Annotated in this window: 17 protein-coding genes; 8 read left to right on the forward strand and 9 right to left on the reverse strand. The window is 70.4% G+C overall.

Annotated features, from left to right (window positions below):
* Positions 1 to 31: 31 nt before the first annotated feature.
* The 4 genes from FWJ67_RS03485 (at position 32) to malG (ending at position 4,173) form a co-directional block, all read left to right on the forward strand.
* Positions 32 to 286 (forward strand): hypothetical protein, encoded by a 255-nt coding sequence (locus tag FWJ67_RS03485; RefSeq protein ID WP_304172435.1) that lies wholly within the window; start codon positions 32 to 34, stop codon positions 284 to 286.
* A gap of 181 nt (positions 287 to 467) precedes the next feature.
* Positions 468 to 1,670, forward strand: coding sequence for an extracellular solute-binding protein (locus FWJ67_RS03490; protein WP_414482576.1), 1,203 nt, complete (start codon positions 468 to 470; stop codon positions 1,668 to 1,670).
* A 60-nt stretch (positions 1,671 to 1,730) separates the two neighbouring features.
* Positions 1,731 to 3,320, forward strand: a complete 1,590-nt coding sequence (malF, locus tag FWJ67_RS03495; protein WP_304172432.1) for a maltose ABC transporter permease MalF — start codon at positions 1,731 to 1,733, stop codon at positions 3,318 to 3,320.
* The gene (malG, locus tag FWJ67_RS03500; RefSeq protein ID WP_304172430.1) at positions 3,313 to 4,173 is read left to right on the forward strand and encodes a maltose ABC transporter permease MalG; all 861 of its coding nucleotides are present in this window, start codon (positions 3,313 to 3,315) and stop codon (positions 4,171 to 4,173) included. Before malF ends, malG begins: the two co-directional genes overlap by 8 nt.
* Before the next feature lies 1 nt (position 4,174).
* Here the strand turns inward: malG and FWJ67_RS03505 are convergent, their stop codons facing one another.
* The gene (locus FWJ67_RS03505; RefSeq protein WP_414482577.1) at positions 4,175 to 5,197 is read right to left on the reverse strand and encodes a LacI family DNA-binding transcriptional regulator; all 1,023 of its coding nucleotides are present in this window, start codon (positions 5,195 to 5,197) and stop codon (positions 4,175 to 4,177) included.
* A gap of 129 nt (positions 5,198 to 5,326) precedes the next feature.
* Here FWJ67_RS03505 and FWJ67_RS03510 point away from each other — a divergent pair, with 129 nt between their 5' ends.
* A complete protein-coding gene (locus FWJ67_RS03510; protein ID WP_414482154.1) occupies positions 5,327 to 7,120 on the forward strand; it encodes a methyl-accepting chemotaxis protein in 1,794 nt (597 codons plus the stop codon).
* Here FWJ67_RS03510 and FWJ67_RS03515 read toward each other — a convergent pair.
* From FWJ67_RS03515 to ychF, 6 genes are all read right to left on the reverse strand, one after another.
* A complete protein-coding gene (locus FWJ67_RS03515) occupies positions 7,117 to 7,995 on the reverse strand; it encodes a metal ABC transporter permease (protein WP_414482153.1) in 879 nt (292 codons plus the stop codon). The genes FWJ67_RS03510 and FWJ67_RS03515 overlap by 4 nt on opposite strands.
* Positions 7,992 to 8,927, reverse strand: a complete 936-nt coding sequence (locus tag FWJ67_RS03520) for a metal ABC transporter permease (protein WP_304174373.1) — start codon at positions 8,925 to 8,927, stop codon at positions 7,992 to 7,994. The genes FWJ67_RS03515 and FWJ67_RS03520 overlap by 4 nt, the downstream gene beginning before the upstream one ends.
* Entirely contained in the window at positions 8,924 to 9,715 is a 792-nt protein-coding gene (locus FWJ67_RS03525; protein WP_414482578.1) for a metal ABC transporter ATP-binding protein, read from the reverse strand. The genes FWJ67_RS03520 and FWJ67_RS03525 overlap by 4 nt, the downstream gene beginning before the upstream one ends.
* A 3-nt stretch (positions 9,716 to 9,718) precedes the next feature.
* A complete protein-coding gene (locus tag FWJ67_RS03530) occupies positions 9,719 to 10,693 on the reverse strand; it encodes a metal ABC transporter solute-binding protein, Zn/Mn family (RefSeq protein WP_304174369.1) in 975 nt (324 codons plus the stop codon).
* Positions 10,694 to 10,912: 219 nt separating this feature from the next.
* Positions 10,913 to 11,863 (reverse strand): fumarylacetoacetate hydrolase family protein, encoded by a 951-nt coding sequence (locus FWJ67_RS03535; RefSeq protein ID WP_304174366.1) that lies wholly within the window; start codon positions 11,861 to 11,863, stop codon positions 10,913 to 10,915.
* A gap of 65 nt (positions 11,864 to 11,928) precedes the next feature.
* Positions 11,929 to 13,026, reverse strand: a complete 1,098-nt coding sequence (ychF, locus tag FWJ67_RS03540; protein WP_304174364.1) for a redox-regulated ATPase YchF — start codon at positions 13,024 to 13,026, stop codon at positions 11,929 to 11,931.
* Positions 13,027 to 13,229: 203 nt separating this feature from the next.
* Between ychF and fabZ the strand changes: the two genes are divergently transcribed.
* Positions 13,230 to 13,703 (forward strand): 3-hydroxyacyl-ACP dehydratase FabZ, encoded by a 474-nt coding sequence (fabZ, locus tag FWJ67_RS03545; RefSeq protein WP_304174361.1) that lies wholly within the window; start codon positions 13,230 to 13,232, stop codon positions 13,701 to 13,703.
* A gap of 39 nt (positions 13,704 to 13,742) precedes the next feature.
* On the opposite strand, the gene FWJ67_RS03550 is transcribed toward fabZ, so the two are convergent.
* Positions 13,743 to 14,291, reverse strand: a complete 549-nt coding sequence (locus FWJ67_RS03550; protein ID WP_304174359.1) for a DUF192 domain-containing protein — start codon at positions 14,289 to 14,291, stop codon at positions 13,743 to 13,745.
* 180 nt (positions 14,292 to 14,471) lie between these two features.
* Between FWJ67_RS03550 and FWJ67_RS03555 the strand changes: the two genes are divergently transcribed.
* Positions 14,472 to 15,599, forward strand: a complete 1,128-nt coding sequence (locus FWJ67_RS03555) for a DUF2600 family protein (protein ID WP_304174357.1) — start codon at positions 14,472 to 14,474, stop codon at positions 15,597 to 15,599.
* A gap of 91 nt (positions 15,600 to 15,690) precedes the next feature.
* Here the strand turns inward: FWJ67_RS03555 and FWJ67_RS03560 are convergent, their stop codons facing one another.
* Positions 15,691 to 16,290 (reverse strand): DedA family protein, encoded by a 600-nt coding sequence (locus FWJ67_RS03560; protein ID WP_304174355.1) that lies wholly within the window; start codon positions 16,288 to 16,290, stop codon positions 15,691 to 15,693.
* A gap of 319 nt (positions 16,291 to 16,609) precedes the next feature.
* Between FWJ67_RS03560 and FWJ67_RS03565 the strand changes: the two genes are divergently transcribed.
* Positions 16,610 to 17,746: a citrate/2-methylcitrate synthase gene (locus FWJ67_RS03565; protein WP_304174353.1), complete on the forward strand. Its 1,137-nt coding sequence runs from the start codon at positions 16,610 to 16,612 to the stop codon at positions 17,744 to 17,746.
* Positions 17,747 to 17,777: the final 31 nt, after the last annotated feature.

Consider the following 17,777-nt stretch of genomic DNA (forward strand, 5'->3'; position numbering starts at 1 on the left):
ATGAGCCGCGGTCCACGGTGGAGGCGTGCCGATGATGGCAACCAAGCAGCGACGTCAGACCCAGCGCAGCCAAGACCGGTACTACCGGCCGAGCCTCCGGCCCTGGGGCCACGATGACTACCTGGTCCTGGCCGATCTCCTCTTCGATGGGTTCGAGCCCGCGGAGATCGCCCGGATCCTCAACCGGTATGTCCACGACGTGCTCCGGGCCCTCCGCTCGCCCGAAATGGAGACGGCCCAGCGCTGGCTGATCATTGCCCGCTACGCCGCCCGCTTTCCCTGGTAACCCCACCCCGCCCCACGCGCTCATCGTCATCCCGTCGCTTGATTCCGCCTCGCCGCCCTCTCCCGGCAGGAGCCCCCAGCCGCGGGTCGAATTGCCTCTTTGAGCAAACGTTTGAATAGCCCCGGGAGGCCGATTTGGCTGGCCCTCCCGGGGCTGAAGGAGCTCAAGGAGTGATGCGGCGATGAAGCGTCTGGCGGCTGCCCTGGTGCTGGTCGCCCTGCTCGCTCTGGGCGCCTGCCCGGCTCTGGCTTCGACGCCCGGAACCCTCCTGATCTGGGCTGATGAGGTCCGCTCTGAAGTCCTCCTCGATCTGGCCCGGACCTTCGAGGCCGAATACGGCATCCCCGTCCGGGTCCAGGAGATGGGCTTCGGCGACATCCGGGACACCTTGAACGTCGCGGCCCCGGCCGGCGAGGGGCCCGACATCCTGGTCGGGGCCCATGACTGGCTGGGCCAGCTGGTGACCAACGGCCTGCTCGAGCCCATCCAGCTGGGTGAGAAGGCGGACGCCTTCCTCCCCACCGCGTTGGAGGCCTGGACCTACGATGGGGTCCTCTACGGCCTGCCCTATGCCACCGAGGCCATCGGCCTCTTCTACAACAAGGCGCTGGTCCCCCGGGCTCCGGCCACCTTCGAGGAGATGATCGAGCTGGCCCGGGCAGCGGCGGATCGGTCCCAGGGGATCTACGGCTACGCCCTGCCCATCCCCGACCCCTACCACACCTTCCCCCTCATGTCGGCGCAGGGCGGCTACGTCTTCGGGCCCACCCCCGAGGGGGGCTTGGACCCGCTGGACATCGGGCTGAACACCGAGGGGGCGGTGGCCGGCGTTGAGCTCTTCGACCGGCTGATCGAAGAGGGTGTCCTGCCCGTCCTCGACTTCGCCACCATGGAGGGGCTCTTCGTCAGCCATCGCCTGGCCTTCATGCAGACCGGCCCCTGGGAGCTGGCTACCGTCCGGAACGCGGGGATCGACTACGGCTTCATCCCCATCCCGCCCATCAACGGCCAGCCCGCCCGTCCCTTCGTGGGCGTGCAGGGCTTCATGATCAGCAGCTTCAGCGCCAACAAGCTCCTGGCCCAGGCTTTCCTCAACGAGTACATCGCCACGACGGAGACCATGCTCCGCCTCTTCGAGCTGGATCCGCGGCCCCCCGCCTACCTGCCCGCCCTGGAGCGGATCGACGATCCCGACATGGAGGCGGTGGCCCAGGCGGCCGCGGTGGGCATCCCCATGCCGGCCATCCCCCAGATGGCTGCGGTCTGGACGGCCTGGAGCGATGCCCTCACCCTGGTGGCCAATCAGGAGCTGGAGCCCAAGGCGGCCCTCGACGATGCCGTCGCCCAGATCCGGGCCACCATCGAGGCGAGCCTGAACCGTTAGGGAAGAGGACGGGCGGCCTCAGGCCGCCCGTCCCCACTGGGGAGGTAGGTGGGACCAAGCATGTTCGTGACCCAGCCTGCCCGGCCGGGCCCCCGAACCGCCCCGGGAGGCCGTACCCGCCCCTGGCGGTGGGCGGTGGTGGCCCTCATCGACGGGCTCGCCCTCTGGGCGGCCCTCTGGCTGGCCAGCACCGGGGCGTGGCTCCTGCTCATCATCCTGGTGGCGGGCGCCATCGGGATCAACGTGGCCTTCCTGAGCGAGCGGGCCTACCCCTTGCGCTACCTCCTGCCCGGCCTCTTCTTCATGTTCATGATGGTGGTCTACCCCATCGTCTACACAGTCTACGTCGCCTTCACCGACTACGGCACGGGCCACATCCTCACCAAGGCCCAAGCCATCCGCCAGTTTGAGAGCCGGCTCTACGAACCCCCCGGCGCACCTCGCTTCCCCTTCACCGCCTTCCAAAACGACGGCGGCGACCTACGCTTTCTGATCCCCTGGGAGGACGGGCGCTGGATCCTGTCGGAGGGGGACCAGTTCCAGCCGGTGGATCGGGACGACCCGGCCCTGATCGACGCCGACGGCGACGGCGTGGTGGACGGCCTGGCGGGAGGCTACCGGGCCCTCCCCACGCTGGGCCTGATGCGCCACCTCCATGAGCTGCAGGAGCGGGTCTTCCACTACGACGGGGTGGAGCTGCGGCTGGCCAGCCTCACCCAGTTCGCCCGTCTCTCCCCTCGGTACCGGTACGACCCGGCGGCGGACCAGCTGGTCGACCTCGAGACGGGGACCGTCTACCGGCCGGTCAACGGCTATTTCACCAGCGAGGCGGGGGAGCGGCTCACCCCTGGCTTCCGCAGTCTGGTGGGCTGGCGGAACTTCACCGCCCTGCTCACCAACCCGCGGATCTCGGGGCCCTTCTTCCGGGTCTTTGTCTGGACCTTTGTCTGGGCGTTCCTGAGCGTGGCCTCCACCTTTGGGCTGGGCTTTGGGCTGTCCTTGGTGCTGAACGACCCCCGGCTTCCCTTCCGGCGGGTGTACCGCTCCCTCCTCATCCTGCCCTACGCCTTCCCGGCGTTCATCTCCGCTTTGATCTGGCGGGGGCTGCTCAACACCGAGGTGGGGGTCATCAACCAGGTGCTGCGGGCGGTGGGCCTGGGCGGGGTCCCCTGGCTGACGGACCCCCTCTGGGCCAAGGTGGCCGTTCTTCTGGTCAACCTGTGGTTGGGCTTCCCTTATATGATGCTGGTCACCACCGGCGCCCTGCAGAGCATCCCCGACGAGCTGTACGAGGCGGCCTACTGCGACGGGGCGACGAGCTGGCAGCAACTCCGCCACATCACCCTGCCCCTCCTCATGGTCTCGGTGGCGCCGCTTCTCATCAGCTCCTTCGCGTTCAACTTCAACAACTTCAACGTGATCTACCTGGTCACCCAGGGCCGGCCGCCCATCCCCGGCGCGGGGACCCCGGCGGGGGCGACGGACATCCTCATCTCCTACACCTACCGGCTGGCCTTTGAGGGGGGCTCGGGCACCGACTACGGCCTGGCCTCGGCGGTGGCGGTGGTCATCTTCATCCTCATCGGCACCATCAGCTACGTCAACTTCCGCATGACGGGGGTCCTGGAGAGGGTGGGCGAGCATGTATAAGGGGCGCCTGACAGCCTTCGGCCAGCTCTGGCGGCACGGGCTGCTCCTCGTGGCGGTCCTCTTCGCCCTGGGGCCCATCCTGTGGGTGATCTCCGCCTCCTTCAACCCGTCCAACACCATCGTGGGCCAGTCGCTCATCCCGGCCAACCCCACCCTGGCCCACTACCGGCAGCTCTTCCAGGACCCCCGCCACCCCTTCCACCTCTGGATCTGGAACAGCACCAAGGTGGCTGTCATCGCCTCCACCCTCACGGTGGCCCTCACCGCGCTGGGCGCCTACGCCTTCTCCCGCTTCCGCTTTCGGGGCCGTCGGGGTGGGCTCTTCACCCTGATCCTGATCCAGATGTTCCCCCAGATGCTGGCCATGGTGGCCATCTACCTCCTACTCCTCCAGCTCGGTGAGGTCTTCCCGGCCCTGGGGCTCAACACCCATGCGGGCCTGATCATGGTCTACCTGGGGGGCGCGCTGGGGGTGAACACCTGGCTGATGAAGGGTTACTTTGATACCATCCCCCGGTCCCTGGAGGAGTCGGCCATGATGGATGGGGCCACCCCCTTCCAGGCCTTCGTCCGCATCATCATGCCCTTGGTGCGGCCCATCCTGATCGTCGTCTTCATGTTGAGCCTGATCGGCTGCTACTCGGAGTACGTCCTGGCCCGGATCATCCTGCAGACGACCGACCAGTACACCCTGCCGGTGGGGATGCAGCTCTTCATCTCGGACCAGTACAGCAGCCGGTGGGGCATCTTCGCGGCGGGGGCCCTCTTGGGCGCGCTGCCCATCGTCATCATCTTCTTGGTGATGCAGCGCCAGCTCGTCTCGGGGCTCACCTCAGGCGCGGTGAAGGAGTAGCTCACCCTGGGGCGGGCCCCGTCGACCGCCGCACGACCAGTTCGGTGGGGACCAGCACCTGGCGGGCCGGGGCGTCCGGGTTCTGGAGCCGCTCCAGGAGGAGCTGGGCGGCCACCCGGCCCAGCTCGAAGACGGGCACCCGGACGGTGGTCAGCGGGGGGGCCACGTAGGCGCTCAGGAGATCGTCGTTGAAGCCCACCACCGAGACCTGGCCGGGCACCGCCAGGCCCAGGTCCCCCGCGGCCTGGACCGCGCCCCAGGCCAGCAGGTCGTCGGTGGCGAAGAAGGCGGTGGGCTGAGGGGTTTGCTGGAGCAGCTCCCGGGCCGCCGCCCACCCCTGGTCCCGGGAGAAGTCCGTGTACCGGACCAGGTGGGGATCGAAGGGGATCCCCGCTTCCTCCAGGGCCTGGCGGTACCCGGCCACCCGGTCCTGGGTGACCAGGTAGTCGGGATCCCCGGCCAGGCAGCCGATGCGCCGGTGGCCCAGGGCGAGGAGGTGCTCCACCGCCTCCCGGGCGGCTTGGGTGTTGTCAGTGTTCACCCACCAGACCCCTTCCCCTTGCGGGACCCGGCCCACCACCACGAAGGGGTGGCCCTCCTGGACCAGGCGGGCGACCAGCCGGTCCTTCACCCGGGAGGCGAGCAGGATCACCCCGTCCACCCGGTGGCTCTCCAGCATCTCCACGCACTCGTCCAGCTCCTCCTGGGGCGTGAGGGAGGTGGAGAGCAGGAGCGCGTAGCGGGCTTGGTTGGCCACCGCGCCGATCCCCCGGATCACCTCGGGGAAGAAGGGGTTGGCCAGGGCCGTCTCCGCCGCCCGAGAGAGGACCAGCCCGATGGTCCGGCTGCTTTGGGTGACCAGGCTCCGGGCGATGGCGTTGGGGTGGTAGCCCAGCTCCTTCATCACCCGCCGGACCCGCTCCTTGGTGGCCTGGCTGATGCGGGGATGATCGGAGATGACCCGGGAGACCGTGGACGGCGAAACCCCCGCGGCCCGGGCCACATCCTTGATGGTCACGCCCACAACCCTTCCCCCCGATGACCCTGCCTACGTTCTGACCGGCCCAATGGTACCCGGACTCCTGTTCCCCAGGGAGCCGAGCGGCTCCTCCCGAGCCCCTTCGTCAAGTTCTCGCTGATGCAAGCCGAAGGCATGAGCAAAGAGATTGCGGAGATTGCGCCGAGAGCCTTTGGGGACCGGGGTGAGCTTATGGCCAAGGGTTGGACCAAGGGACAGCGGACTGCTAGTCGAGATCTGACCTGGTTTCTGGTCGTCTCCAGTCTCTTCATCATCCTGTTGGTCGCTGCCGGCGCCGGCGTCACCAGCCTCCTAAACGAGAAGGCGGCCCGCCTGGCCGACCGGGAGCTGGAGCTGTTGGAGACCGTTCTGGAGGTGGAGACCCGCCTGGAACGGACCCGCTCGGCCTACCTTCTCAGCCTTCCCCCAGGGGGCGAAGGCCTCCGCACCTACGCGCTCAGTTTCGGCTTCCTCGCCAACTTCTCCGCCGCCCAGAACCCGGTGGACTGGGTGGACCTCCTGAAAGGGGCGGCGGCCCAGGCGGAAGACCACCGGGAGCTCTGGCAGGAGGCGATCGATCGTTCCCTTGCTCTGGAGCAAATCTTCAGGTCCTTCAGCCAGTCGTGGGACCTGCGGGAGCAGGAGGACCTCATCGGCCAGGCCTCTGCCCAGGCCGCGGCGTTGGCCGAGCTCCTGCGCGGCTTGCGGGAAGAGGTCCGCCGAGGGACGGCCACCATCGCCCAGGAGGCCACCCAAACCGCGGCCCTGAGCATCCGCCTCTTTACCGCCTTGGGGGCCTTCTTGCTCCTCTTCAACGGCCTCTTGGGCCGGTCCAACCTCCGCCGGCTCCGCGCCAGCGTGCGGGCCATCCAGGCCGATGCGGCCAAGACGGCGGAGAACGCCTCCCGCCTGGACGCTTGGCTGGGCGAGATGGTCCAGACCTCCGAGGAGGTCCGGGCAGGGATGGAAGAGGCCACGTCGGCCGCCGATCAGATCACCCAGGGGAGCCGCCACGCGGCCGAAGCCGTCAACCGGCTGAGCCAGCAGCTGAGCCAGGTGGAAGCCCAGGTCCAAGCCAGCAGCGAGCGCCTTGCCGAGACGACCCACTCGGTAGAGCAGGCTTCGGAGAAGGTCCACGAGGTGGTCGCCCAGGTCCGCGCCGGCGCCGACAACCTCCGGCAAGGCCTGGAGGGCCTCCGGCAGAACCTGGTCCACTTCGGCACCCTGACCCAGCGGCTCGCCGGCTTCCGGCAGGAGATGCGGGAGATCCACAAGATCGTCCAGGCGATGGCCGAGATCGCCGAGCGGACCCGGGTCCTCTCCTTCAACGCCAGCATCGAGGCGGTCCGGGCCGGGACAGCGGGCCAGGGCTTCGCGGTGGTCGCCCGGGAGATCAAGGCCCTCTCCGAGAGCAGCCGGGAGTCGGCCCAGGCCATTGGGCGGATCGTGGACGGGCTGGACCGGGCCAGCGAGCAGGTGGCAGGCCAGGCGGCCGCCCTGGTGGCTGAGGTTCAGGCGGGGGCGGCCACCATTGGCGAGCTGGACACCCTCTTCGTCGCCCTGGAGGAGAGTTTCCAGGAGGTGAGCCGCCAGGGCGAGCAGATGCGGGAGCTGGCCGCGCACCAGGAGGCCTTCCGGGACGAGGTGAGCCGCCGGTTCGCCGACGCCGCGGCGGGGATCGAAGAGGTAAGCGCCCAGCTGGAGGAGACGGCGGCGGCCATGGAGGAGCTCCACGCGACGGCCCAGCAGATTCTGGGCCGCAACGCGGAGCTGGCCCGGGGTCTGGCCACCCAGCGGGATCTGGCCCACGCCCAGGAGGCTCTGGCCGCCCAGGTGCAGGCCCAGCTCCTGGTCCTGGACCGGCCGCCGACGCCCAAGATGGTGACCCAGCCCCCGAGCCAGTCGGCCTCCGGCACCCCCGCCTCCTAAGCGGGCGTCCTGCGCCTCGCCCGCCAGCGGGCGAGCAGCCCCTGGTGGGGGGCGAGCAGCAGGGCCAGGGCAAAGAGGAGACCGGCCATGGTGGCCGTCGCCCCGGCAATGGAGAGATCGAACCAGGAGGCCAGGCCGTACCCGGCCACCGCGGCCGGCACCCCCACCAGCACGCTCAGCCCCAGCATGCTCTCCAGGCGGTCGGTGAGGAGGAACGCGGTCGCCCCGGGCGCGACCAGCATGGCCACCGCCAGGATGGCCCCCACGCTCTCGAAGGCCGCCACCGTGACCAGGGTGACCAGCCCCGTCTGGAGCCAGGTGATCCAGGCGACGGGGAGCCCCACCACGGCCGCGAAGGCCGGGTCGAAGGCGATCACCTTGAACTCCTTGAAGAAGAGCCAGGTCGTCAGCCCAGCGATCAGGAGGGCGCCCCCCACCGTCCAGACGGCCCGGGGGCCCAGCTCCCAGCCCCGCCAGGCCAGGATGTCGAAGGGCACATAGACCAGGTCGCCAAAGAGGACGTGCTGGGTGTCCAGGTGAACATCGCCCGCGTGCAGGGTGAGGAGGACCACCCCCAGGCCGAAGAAGGCGGTGAAGCTGATGCCCGTCGCCGCGTCCTCCTGGACCCCGGCCCGCCGCAAGAGCTCCACCATCCAGGTGCTCAAGAGCCCCGCCGCCCCCGCCCCGAGCACCATGGGGAGCAGGCCCGTACTGCCCGTGAGCAGGAAGGCGACGACGATGCCCAAGAGGACCGAGTGGCTGATGGCGTCGCCCACCATGGCCAGGCGGCGGAGGATGAGGAAGCAACCGACGAAGCCCAAGCTGGCCGCCACCAGGACCGCGGTGAGGAGGATCCACAGATCATGGGGAGTCATGACGCCTCACCCTCCCACCGGACCGGGGTGCCGCCGGCCAGGCCCCGGCGGCGGATCCCAGCCTGCCGAACCCGCTGCACCACCAGGCCCCGGCTGCTGCCGAAGGCCATCGAGATCAGGAGGAGTCCGGTGGCCACCAGCACCACCAAAGGGCCGGTGGGCAGCTGGGGCCGGCTGAGGCTGATAAGGGCCCCCGCCACGCCCGCCAGCCCCCCGAAGGCCGCCGAGAGGATGGCCATCCGCTCCAGCCGCTCCGTCCAGAAGCGGGCAGCTGCCGCGGGGGTGATGAGGAGGGCCGCCACCAGCACCACCCCCACCGCCTGCAGGCCGACGGCCACCGCCGCCACCACCAGCCCCATCAAGAGCCGGTCCATGAGGGCCATGGGGAGGCCCAGCCCCGCCCCGAACTCGGGATCGAAGGCGAGCAGCTTCAGCTCTTTGAAGAAGAGGAGGACCCCCAGGGTGACCGCCAGGGCCGCCCCGCCGATGACGAGCACGTCGGACCGGACCAGGGAGGCGGCCTGGCCGATGAGGAAGCGGTTGAGCCCCGACTGGCCCCCCAATCCCGTCCGGGCTAGGACCGTCAGAAGGACCACCCCCATCCCGTACGAGACGCTCAACACCAGGGCCTGGGCCGTCTCCTCCTTGATGCGGGAGTGGCGGGTGATCCCGTCGACCGCCGCCGCGCCCAGAAGACCGGTCACCAGGGAGCCCACCAAGAGGGGCGCCACCGACTTGGCGCCTGTCACCCAGAAGCCCAGGGCCACCCCCGGCAGGGCCGCGTGGGCCAGGACGTCTCCCATGAGGCTCCGCCGGCGCAGGAGGGCGAAGGTGCCCAGCAGCCCGCAGCCCGCGCCGAGGAGGAGGCTGCCGGCCAGGACCCAGCGGGCATTGGGGCTGTTCAGCAACAGGATCAGCGCCTCCCAGGTCACAGCCTCACCCCCGAAGGGGCCGAGGCCTCCGACCCCACCGGCGCCGGGAGCGAGAGGAGCCGCCCCCCGTAGGCCGCTTGCAGATGCTTGGGGGTGAAGACCTCGGCGGTGGGGCCGGCGGCGACCACCCGCCGATGGAGGAGGACCAGCCAGTCGAAGAAAGCCTCCACCGTGTTCAGGTCGTGGTGGACCACCAGCACCGTCTTGCCCGCCGCGCGCAGCTCCTGGAGCAGGGTGATGATGGCCGTCTCCGTGGCCGCGTCCACCCCCGCCAGCGGCTCATCCATGAGGTAGAGGGCCGCGTCCTGGGCCAGGGCCCGGGCGAGGAAGACCCGCTGCTGCTGGCCGCCCGAGAGCTGGCTGATCTGCCGGTGGGCGTAGGGGGCCATCCCCACCTGCTCCAGGGCCTGCCAGGCCGCCTCCCGATCGTGGCGGGAGGGCCGGCGGAAGAGGCCGATCCGGCCGTACCGGCCCATGAGCACCACATCCAGCACGGTGGCGGGGAAGTCCCAATCGACCGACTCCCGCTGGGGCACGTAGCCCACCCGCCGGCGGGCCTCCGCCCCCCGTTGGCCCAGGAGACGGACCCAGCCCGACCGGAGGGGCACCAGGCCCAGGAGGGCCTTGAGCAGGGTCGATTTCCCCGCCCCGTTGGGGCCGACCAGCCCCACCAGGGTGCCCCGGGGCAGATCCAGATCGATCCCCTCGAGCACTGGCTCTTTCCGGTAGGCCACCGAAAGCCCCCGGGTCTGGACGGCCAGATCCACCGTGCCCGTCGCTGCAGCCACGGCTCAGATCCCTCCCTGGCTCGAGCCGCCCGGCCCTTCGGGGCCGAGGGCGGCGAGGATGGTCTCCACGTTGTGCCGGATCATGCCCACGTAGGTCCCCGCCGCGGTCCCTTCGGCCCCCAGGGCGTCGGAGAAGAGCTCCCCGCCCAAGGCCACCTGATGCCCTCGAGCCGCGGCGCCCTCGATGAGCGCCCGGATCCCCCGGCCAGAGACGCTCGTCTCGACGAAGACCGCGCCGATCTGCCGCTCCACCAGGAGGTCCACCAGCTGGATGACGTCCGCCAGACCGTACTCCGCGTCGGTACTGATCCCTTGGAGGCCCACCACCTCCAGGCCGTAAGCGCGGCCCAGGTAGCCGAAGGCATCGTGAGCCGTCACCAGGACCCGCCGCTGTGGGGGGATCTGGGCCAGCCGTTCCCGCACCCAAGCGTCCAGCTCGGCCAAGGTCTCCAGGTAAGCACGGGCGTTGGCCTGGTAGATGGGGGCCCTCTCCGGGTCCACCTCCACCAGGGCGTCCCGGATCCGTTCCACCGCCTTCATCCAGAGGCGGACGTCGAACCAGACGTGGGGATCGTACGCGCCCCCGAAGCCCTCGGCGGCCAAGAGCTCCTCCACCGGGAGAAGCTCGGTGACCGCGTAGGTGGGAACCCGCCGGGCCATGCGGGCCAGGACGTCGCCCAACCGCCCCTCCAGCTGGAGGCCGTTGGAGAAGATAATGTCCGCGCCCGCCAACCGCCGGACGTCCCCTTGGGAGGCCTGGTACAGGTGGGGATCCACCCCCGGTCCCATGAGGGCCACCACCGTCCCCGCCTCCCCCACCACGTTCCGCACGGCGTCGGCCACAATGTTGGTCGTCGCCACCACCTGCAGGCCGTCGCCCGCCTGGGCCTCTGCCCCCCACCCTGCCAGCCCGAGGAGCCCGCCCAGGAGCACCAAGCCAACCCCCAGCCGGGAGAGCCACCGCCATCGCCTGCTCACCGCTGTTCCGCCTCCCTTGGATCCGGGTCCGACCTGTTTTAGACCCGGCTAATTTTGCTGTTTGCCGTATCTAACATCGGTTCGCGCGGGCTGTCAAGGGCTGTGGGCCTTCTGGGTCCCCAAACCCGGCGGGTCGTGGCCCAGCGCGCCGAGGGCCCGGCCCGCCTTCCGGCGGCACCGGGCCCTCCCAGCCCCTCTGGCCCTTTCCGTCCTGGCCTCTTAGACGACGGGGTTCTCCAGGGTGCCGATCCCTTCCACCTCGATCCGGACCCGGTCGCCCCGCTGGAGGGGCCGCACCTGGCCCGCCTGCTCGCCCACGCCGGCGGGGGTGCCGGTGGCGATGATGTCGCCCGGCTCCAGGGTGATCCCGTCCGAGAGCCAGGCGATGATCTCGGCCACGGAGAAGATCATCTGGCTGGTGGGGGCGTCCTGGCGGAGCTCCCCGTTGACCCAGGTCCGGATCCTCAAGGCCTGGGGATCGGGGATCTCATCGGCCGTGACGATCCAGGGCCCCATGGGCCCGAAGGTGTCCAGACTCTTCCCCCGGAACCACTGGTGGTGGAGGCGCTGAACGTCCCGGGCGGTCACATCGTTCAAGATGGTGTACCCGAAGACGTGCTCCAGGGCCCGTTCCTTGGGGATCTGCTTGCCGCCCCGCCCGATCACCACCGCCAGCTCCCCTTCGTAGTCGAGGAGCTGGGTGACGCTGGGGTACTCGATGGCCTCCCCGGGGCCGATGACGCAGGTGGGCGCCTTGGTGAAGAAGATGGGGGCTTGGGGCACCTCCTCACCCCGCTCCTCGGCATGGGCCCGGTAGTTCCGCCCCAGGCAGACCAGGTTCTTGGCCGGCCGGGGGATGGGGGCGAGCAAGCGGCCGCCCTGGCGCTCCAGCTCGTCCAGGGAGCGGACCACCCCCTGGTCCACGTAGAGCCGCCAGCCTTCAGGATCGGACGCCCGCCGAACTTCCGCCGCCTCCAGGCACGCGGTGACCTGCTGCCAGAAATTGGGGCCCAGGTGGATCACATCCAGCATCGTCTCGGGCCGGGGCCCATGGGCCGGGAGGCTCTCCTTCCCCTCCATGCGGATCAGCTCCGCCAGATCGTAGAGGAATTCCCCCGCCACCACCCCGACCCGGTCCGCCCCGTTGAGGCGGTAGGTTGTGTACCGCACCGCAAGCCACCTCTTTTCATCCCATGGGCCAGACCCATCGCCGGGTCCGGAGCTCCCGTGGGGCTTCAGACATTGAACCGGAAGTGGATGATCTCCCCATCCTGAACGGGATACCCTTTCCCCTCCAGGCGGAGGACCCCCTCCTCCTTCGCCTTGGCCAGGCTCCCCAGGCGGACCAAGTCGTCGTAGGCGCAGACCTCGGCCCGGATAAAGCCCCGGGCGATGTCCGAGTGGACCTTCCCCGCCGCCTCCACGGCGGTGGCGCCCCGGCGGACGGTCCACGCCTTCACCTCGTCCTCGCCCACGGTGAAGAAAGAGATGAGGCCGCAGGCCTCGTAGGCCGCCCGGGCCACCCGGTCCAGCCCCCGCTCCTTGATGCCCAGCGCCTCCAGGAACTCCGCCCGGTCCTCGGGATCCAGTTCCTCGACCTGCCGTTCCAGCTCGGCCGAGACCAGGATGGAAGGAAGCCGGTGCTCTTCAGCCCACGCCTCCAGCTCCCGGGCCCCCGCAAAGGGCTCCTCCCCCCGGCCGGCCCGGCTCCAGCCCTCCTCGTCCACATTCAGCACCAAGAGGCAGGGCTTCTGGCTGAGCAAAGTGTAGGGCCTCAGGGTCCGCGCTTCCGCTTCACTCAGCTCCAGCGCCCGGACGGGCCGGCCCTCCTCCAGGGCGGCCACCACCCGCTCCAGGACCGCCTGCTCCTGCTGCTTGGCCACGTCCCCTTTGGAGATCTCCTTGGCCATCCGCTCCAGCCGGCGGGAAAGCAGGCTCCAGTCGGCCAGGATCAGCTCCTCCTCCACCCGCTGGGCGTCCCGCCGGGCGTCCACCTCCCCCAGGGGATGGGGGACGTAATCGGAGTGGAAGGCCCGGCAGACGTGGACCAGGAGCTCCGCCTCCTGGACCTGCTGGAGGAAGGCGGCGGCGCTCATCCCCTGGCCGCCGCTCCCCCCGCCGGGATCCAGCGGGGGCAGATCCGCCAGCTCCAGCCGGGCATAGGTGGTCTTCTTGGGCTGGAACATTCGGCTCAGGAGGTCGAGCCGGGGGTCGGGCACGTTGGCCGTCCCCAGTTGGACCCCGCTCCGTTCGGTGCGGCCCTCGTGGCCCACCAGCAGGCTGAACAACGTACTCCGGCCCGATTGGGGCAGCCCGATCAGTGCAATCCGCAAGACTCTGCCTCCTACCCGCCGCTTCTGGCGACAACAGAAAGGCCGGCGGCCCGCGCCGCCCGGCCTCCGGTTCCAGGATACCGTATCGGGACGGGCCATGAAAGGGGGATCCTGGGCGGGAGACCATCCGTTCCCTTGCAGAGAGGAGTTCTCACTTCGGCCGTCGAAGCAGGCGGCGGCCAAGGACCCGAGGAGGCGAGGACGTGCACGACATCCAGTGGCTGCTCAACCTGATGCCCCACCGCTACCCCTTCCTCCTGGTGGACCGGATCCTGGAGGTGGACGAGCGCCGGGCGGTGGGCCTGAAGAATGTGACCTACAACGAGCCCTTCTTCCAAGGGCACTTCCCCAAGTGGCCCGTCATGCCCGGGGTTCTCATCGTGGAGGCCATGGCTCAGGTCGCCTCGGCGGTGCTCTACCGCATCCCCGAGTATGCGGAGACCATCGGCCTCTTCGCCGGCATCGACGAGACCCGGTTCCGCCGGCCGGTCATCCCGGGCGACCAGCTGAGGATCGAGATTGAGCTGCTCAAGCGCCGGGGGGCCATCGTCAAGTGCCAGGGGAAGGCGTGGGTGGGTGATGAGCTGGCGGCCGAGGGCATCCTCACCTTCGCCATGAGCCCCCGGGAGGGCAAGTGGGAGGGTCCCGTCGGCATCGAGCCCGCCCGCCCGAGCTGAGGCCCGCCCTTCCCGGCGCTCCCATCAAGAAGAGCCCCGTCAAGGCGCGCGCACCAGGAGCCAGTCGCCCTCCCGGAGGCCCAAGCGGTCCGCCTCGCCGGCGGGCAGCTCCAGGACATAGCGCACCGGTTGCCCCGAGGGGTAAACGGGGCAGTTGGGCTCCGAGTCGGGGCAGGGCGGCACATTCCGGGTGATCCGGACGATCTGCCCGAACCGGTCGGCGAAGATCATGTCCAGCGGGATCCGGGTGAAGCGCATCCACATGCTGACGGGTTCCTCAACGGGCCAGACAAAGAGCATGCCCTGCCCCCGCGGCAGCTCCGTCCGGCCCATGAGCCCGATCCGCCGCTCCTCGGGCTCGTCGGCCAGCTCCGCCACCACCTGGCCCAGGAAGCCCTCCCCTTCCGCTTGGGGATCGAGCCGCAGCAGCCAGACCGTCACCGTCGGCAGCGGCGGCTGGCCCTGAGCCCCAGCTCCCAGGTCGACGCTCCCCGCCGCCAGGAGGCATCCCGCCAGAAGCAGAGCCCCCCACCGGGCCCACCCCCTGCCCTGCCCACCCGTCGCAAGCCGCTCCTTTCGAGGCGCCACCGCCTCCACCTCCTGCCACCGAGCCCTTCCCCCAACCGGCCCGTCCTCCAGTTCGGCCGGCCCTGGGCCAAACCCTGCCGCCCGAGCCAGGCGGCGACCGCCCGTGCAAGGGTGCCTGACCTATGGGAGAGACTACCTCCGGGCGGCCCGCCAAGGGAGGCCAGGGGCGCCCGCCAGGGGGTGGGGCGTACGGCAGTCCAATCGTCGGTTCGGGAAAGGGGCGTCCGAGGAAGGGGTCGGGCCGGGGACGGTTGGCACCTGGGGAGGCTCTTCGGCAGCGTCCTCCCCCTGGCCCACCGGGAGGTGGCCCGCTGGATCCAGCGGGCCGAAGCCATCCCCGACCCCGCCCTCCGCCGCCAAGCCCTGGACAGCCTCCACTTCAAGCGCTTCCACGCCCTGGGTGCCGCGGTCTACGGCGCGTTGCGCCGGGATCCCGCGCCCCTGGTCCGCTTCGCGGTGGCCTACCAAATCATCAGCGACTACCTGGACAACCTGGCCGACCGGGACCGCCAGCCCCCGGCCCGCCGGGAGGCGAACCTGACCTGTCTCCACCAGGCGATGGTGGACGGGGTGTCGGCCGAGCCCCCCCGGGGCGGCTACTACCGGTTCCACACCGCCTCCCAGGACGGGGGCTATCTGGAGGAGCTGGTGACCCACTGCCGGGCGGCCCTGGCCGAGCTGGATGCCTGGGAGCTCAGCCCCCGCCTGGTGCCCCTGGCCGCCCGCTTCGCCCGGATGCAGGTGCTGAAGCACCTGGAGACGGGCCGGCGGGGCCCGGCCCTGCAGGCGTGGGCCGAGGCGGAGGGGGCGCCCTGGCCGGAAGTGCGGTGGTACGAGTTTGCCGCCTCGGCCGGTTCCACCCTGGGCATCTTCGCCCTGGCCGCGGCCGCCGGGGCCCCCCCAGACCACCTGGACCGCCTGGAGGCCGCCTACGTCCCCTGGCTCACCGCGTACCACATCCTCCTCGACTACCTGATCGACCTGGAGGAGGACCGACAAGGCGGCGACTTCAACTTCGTCGCCTGCTACCCGTCCCTGGACGAGGCGGAAGCCCGCCTCCGCCTGCTTGCCCAGGAGGCGGCCCGCCAGATCGACCGGTTGCCGGAGCCCGCCTTCCATCGGCTGGTCCTCTGGGGGCTGGCCGGCCTCTACCTGGCCGACGCGAAGGCGGAGGGCCCCCACCTCCAGGCCCACGCCCGGCGGCTCCTGCGCCACGCGGGGGGCGCTGCCCGGTTCCTGGCCTGGCTCTGCCGGCGGGCCAACCCCTTCGGCCAGGTGGCCGAGCTCCAGCCGCCCCCCGTCCCCTAAGCCACCTGCCCCAGGCGGCCCTGGCTCAGGGCCCCAAGGCCTTCTGCGCCGGGTCCGAGCCGCCCTGTCCCCGCCGTGCCCGGCCCGGCAGCTAGGCAGGCTCCCGGTGGGTCCGGAAGGTCCTTAGGCTCCAGACGAGGAGCCATCCCAGGATCGCGATGACGGCCACCCACTCGGCCGCCCGGCCCAACCAGGCGGCCACCGAGGGCCAGCGGCTGCCCAGGACGTACCCTGCCGCCACGGGCAGCCCCACCCAGGCCGCCCCGTGAAGCACCGCCGCCACCAGGAAAGGGAGAAGACGGACGCGGCCCGCCCCGGCCAGGTACGGGGTCACGTTCCCCAGGGTGGGCACGAAGTGGCCCAGGGCGTACCCCCAGATCCCCCAGCGGGCCAGGGCCGCCTGGGCCCGGCGGAGACGCTCGGGCGCCACGCCCAGCCGCTCCAGCCAGCGGTGCAGCCGCGAGGCCTGCCCCCGGCCGAGCCAGTAGGCACTGCCCGTGCCGGCCACGATCCCCACGGTGCCCGCCAGCAGGATCCCCGCCAGGTGAAGGTCTCCCCGGGAGGCGAGGAACCCCGCGAAGAGGAGGGCGATCTGGCCGGGAAAGGGCAAGCCCAGGCCGTCGATGAAGAGCCCCAGCGCCACCACGGGGTAGCCAAAGGTCCTGACGTGCCCCAAGATCCACTCGACCACCGTCTCCCTCCGTTCCCTTCCAGGGTGCCTCAAGGGCCTCCGGGTCGATGCAAGGCCCGCCCCGGAGAGCGGCACCCCACGGCAGCCCGTGTCCACCCGTGCCCCCGCCCCTGGAACCAATCGTCGGCGGCCGTCATTGGATCGAAGGGGAATCTCTCTCGCTGTCGAAAAGATCGATTGACTTGAACGGTAGCGATTCGGATCAAGCCTCGGACGTGCCGGCAGCGTCCGGGTTGGGCCTACCGGTGCCTTTGGGGGTCGGCGCCGGGGCCCAGCCGCTGGCGGTCCGTCGCCACCGTGAGTTGGGGGAGGCAAGGTCATGGCACAGTCGGCCGTTCAGACTGGCTTACAGGGGGTCGTGGCGGCCCCGTCGGCCATCTGTTACATCGATGGCGAGCAAGGCATCTTGAGCTACCGCGGGTATGACATTCGCGACCTGGCTGCCCACGCCACCTACGAAGAGGTGGCCTACCTGCTCCTCATGGGCGAGCTGCCCACCCAGCAGGAGCTGGAGCGCTTCCAGGGGGAGCTGGTCCGCCGCCGGCCGGTGCCGGAGGCGGTCTGGAACGTCCTGGCAGCGGTCGCCCAGCACGATGAGCCGATGGCCGTGCTCCGCACGGGGGTCTCCGTTTTGGGCCAGTACGACCCGCTCGCCGGCCAGACCTCCCGGGAGGCGGCCCTGGAGCAGGCCCTCAACCTCATCGCCCAAGTGCCCACCCTGGTGGCCGGCATCGCCCGCCTCCGCCGGGGGCAAGAACCCCTTCCGGCCGACGAGGCGCCGTCGGTGGCCCGGAGCTTCCTCACCATGCTGAAGGGCGAGCCGCCCAGCGACCTGCAGGCGCGGGCCCTGGACATCGCCCTCACCCTCCATGCGGATCATGAGTTCAATGCGTCCACCTTTGCCGCGCGGGTGACGGCGGCCACCCTCTCCGACATGTACTCGGCCATCACCGCGGCCGTCGGCGCCCTCAAAGGGCCGCTCCACGGCGGGGCCAACCAGCGGGCCATGGAGATGCTGATGACCATCGGCGAGCCGGAGAAGGCCGAAGGCTGGGTCAGGGAGAAGTTGGCCCGCAAGGAGAAGATCATGGGGATCGGCCACCGGGTCTACAAGACCTACGACCCGCGGGCCCGTTTCCTGAAGGAGATGGCCGAGCGCCTCTCGGCCGAGGTGGGCGAGGACCGCTGGTACCGGATCGCCACCGAGGTGGAGCGGGTGGTCCTGGAGGTTTTGGGCGAGAAGGCCCTCTATCCCAACGTTGACTTCTTCTCCGGCATCTGCTACCACGTGATGGGCATTCCCACCGAGCTGTTCACCCCCATCTTCGCCATGAGCCGGGTGTCGGGGTGGACGGCCCACGTGGTGGAGCAGTACGAGAACAACCGGTTGATCCGGCCCCGCGCCGAGTACACCGGCCCCACCCTCCGGCCCTTCATCCCCTTGGGCCAACGGTGAGAGGTTCCCCACCGCTGGGGTGGGCCTTGAG

The organism is Limnochorda sp. (genome assembly GCF_047459355.1).
In the GTDB taxonomy this organism is placed as follows: Bacteria; Bacillota; Limnochordia; order Limnochordales; family Limnochordaceae; genus Limnochorda.

Coding starts and splice junctions, on each gene's coding strand:
- FWJ67_RS03510 (WP_414482154.1), top strand. CDS start 5,327: ATGAGCAAAGAGATTGCGGAGATTGCGCCGAGAGCCTTTGGGGACCGG.
- malF (WP_304172432.1), top strand. CDS start 1,731: ATGTTCGTGACCCAGCCTGCCCGGCCGGGCCCCCGAACCGCCCCGGGA.
- FWJ67_RS03565 (WP_304174353.1), top strand. CDS start 16,610: ATGGCACAGTCGGCCGTTCAGACTGGCTTACAGGGGGTCGTGGCGGCC.
- FWJ67_RS03490 (WP_414482576.1), top strand. CDS start 468: ATGAAGCGTCTGGCGGCTGCCCTGGTGCTGGTCGCCCTGCTCGCTCTG.
- FWJ67_RS03485 (WP_304172435.1), top strand. CDS start 32: ATGATGGCAACCAAGCAGCGACGTCAGACCCAGCGCAGCCAAGACCGG.
- malG (WP_304172430.1), top strand. CDS start 3,313: ATGTATAAGGGGCGCCTGACAGCCTTCGGCCAGCTCTGGCGGCACGGG.
- FWJ67_RS03515 (WP_414482153.1), bottom strand. CDS start 7,995: ATGACTCCCCATGATCTGTGGATCCTCCTCACCGCGGTCCTGGTGGCG.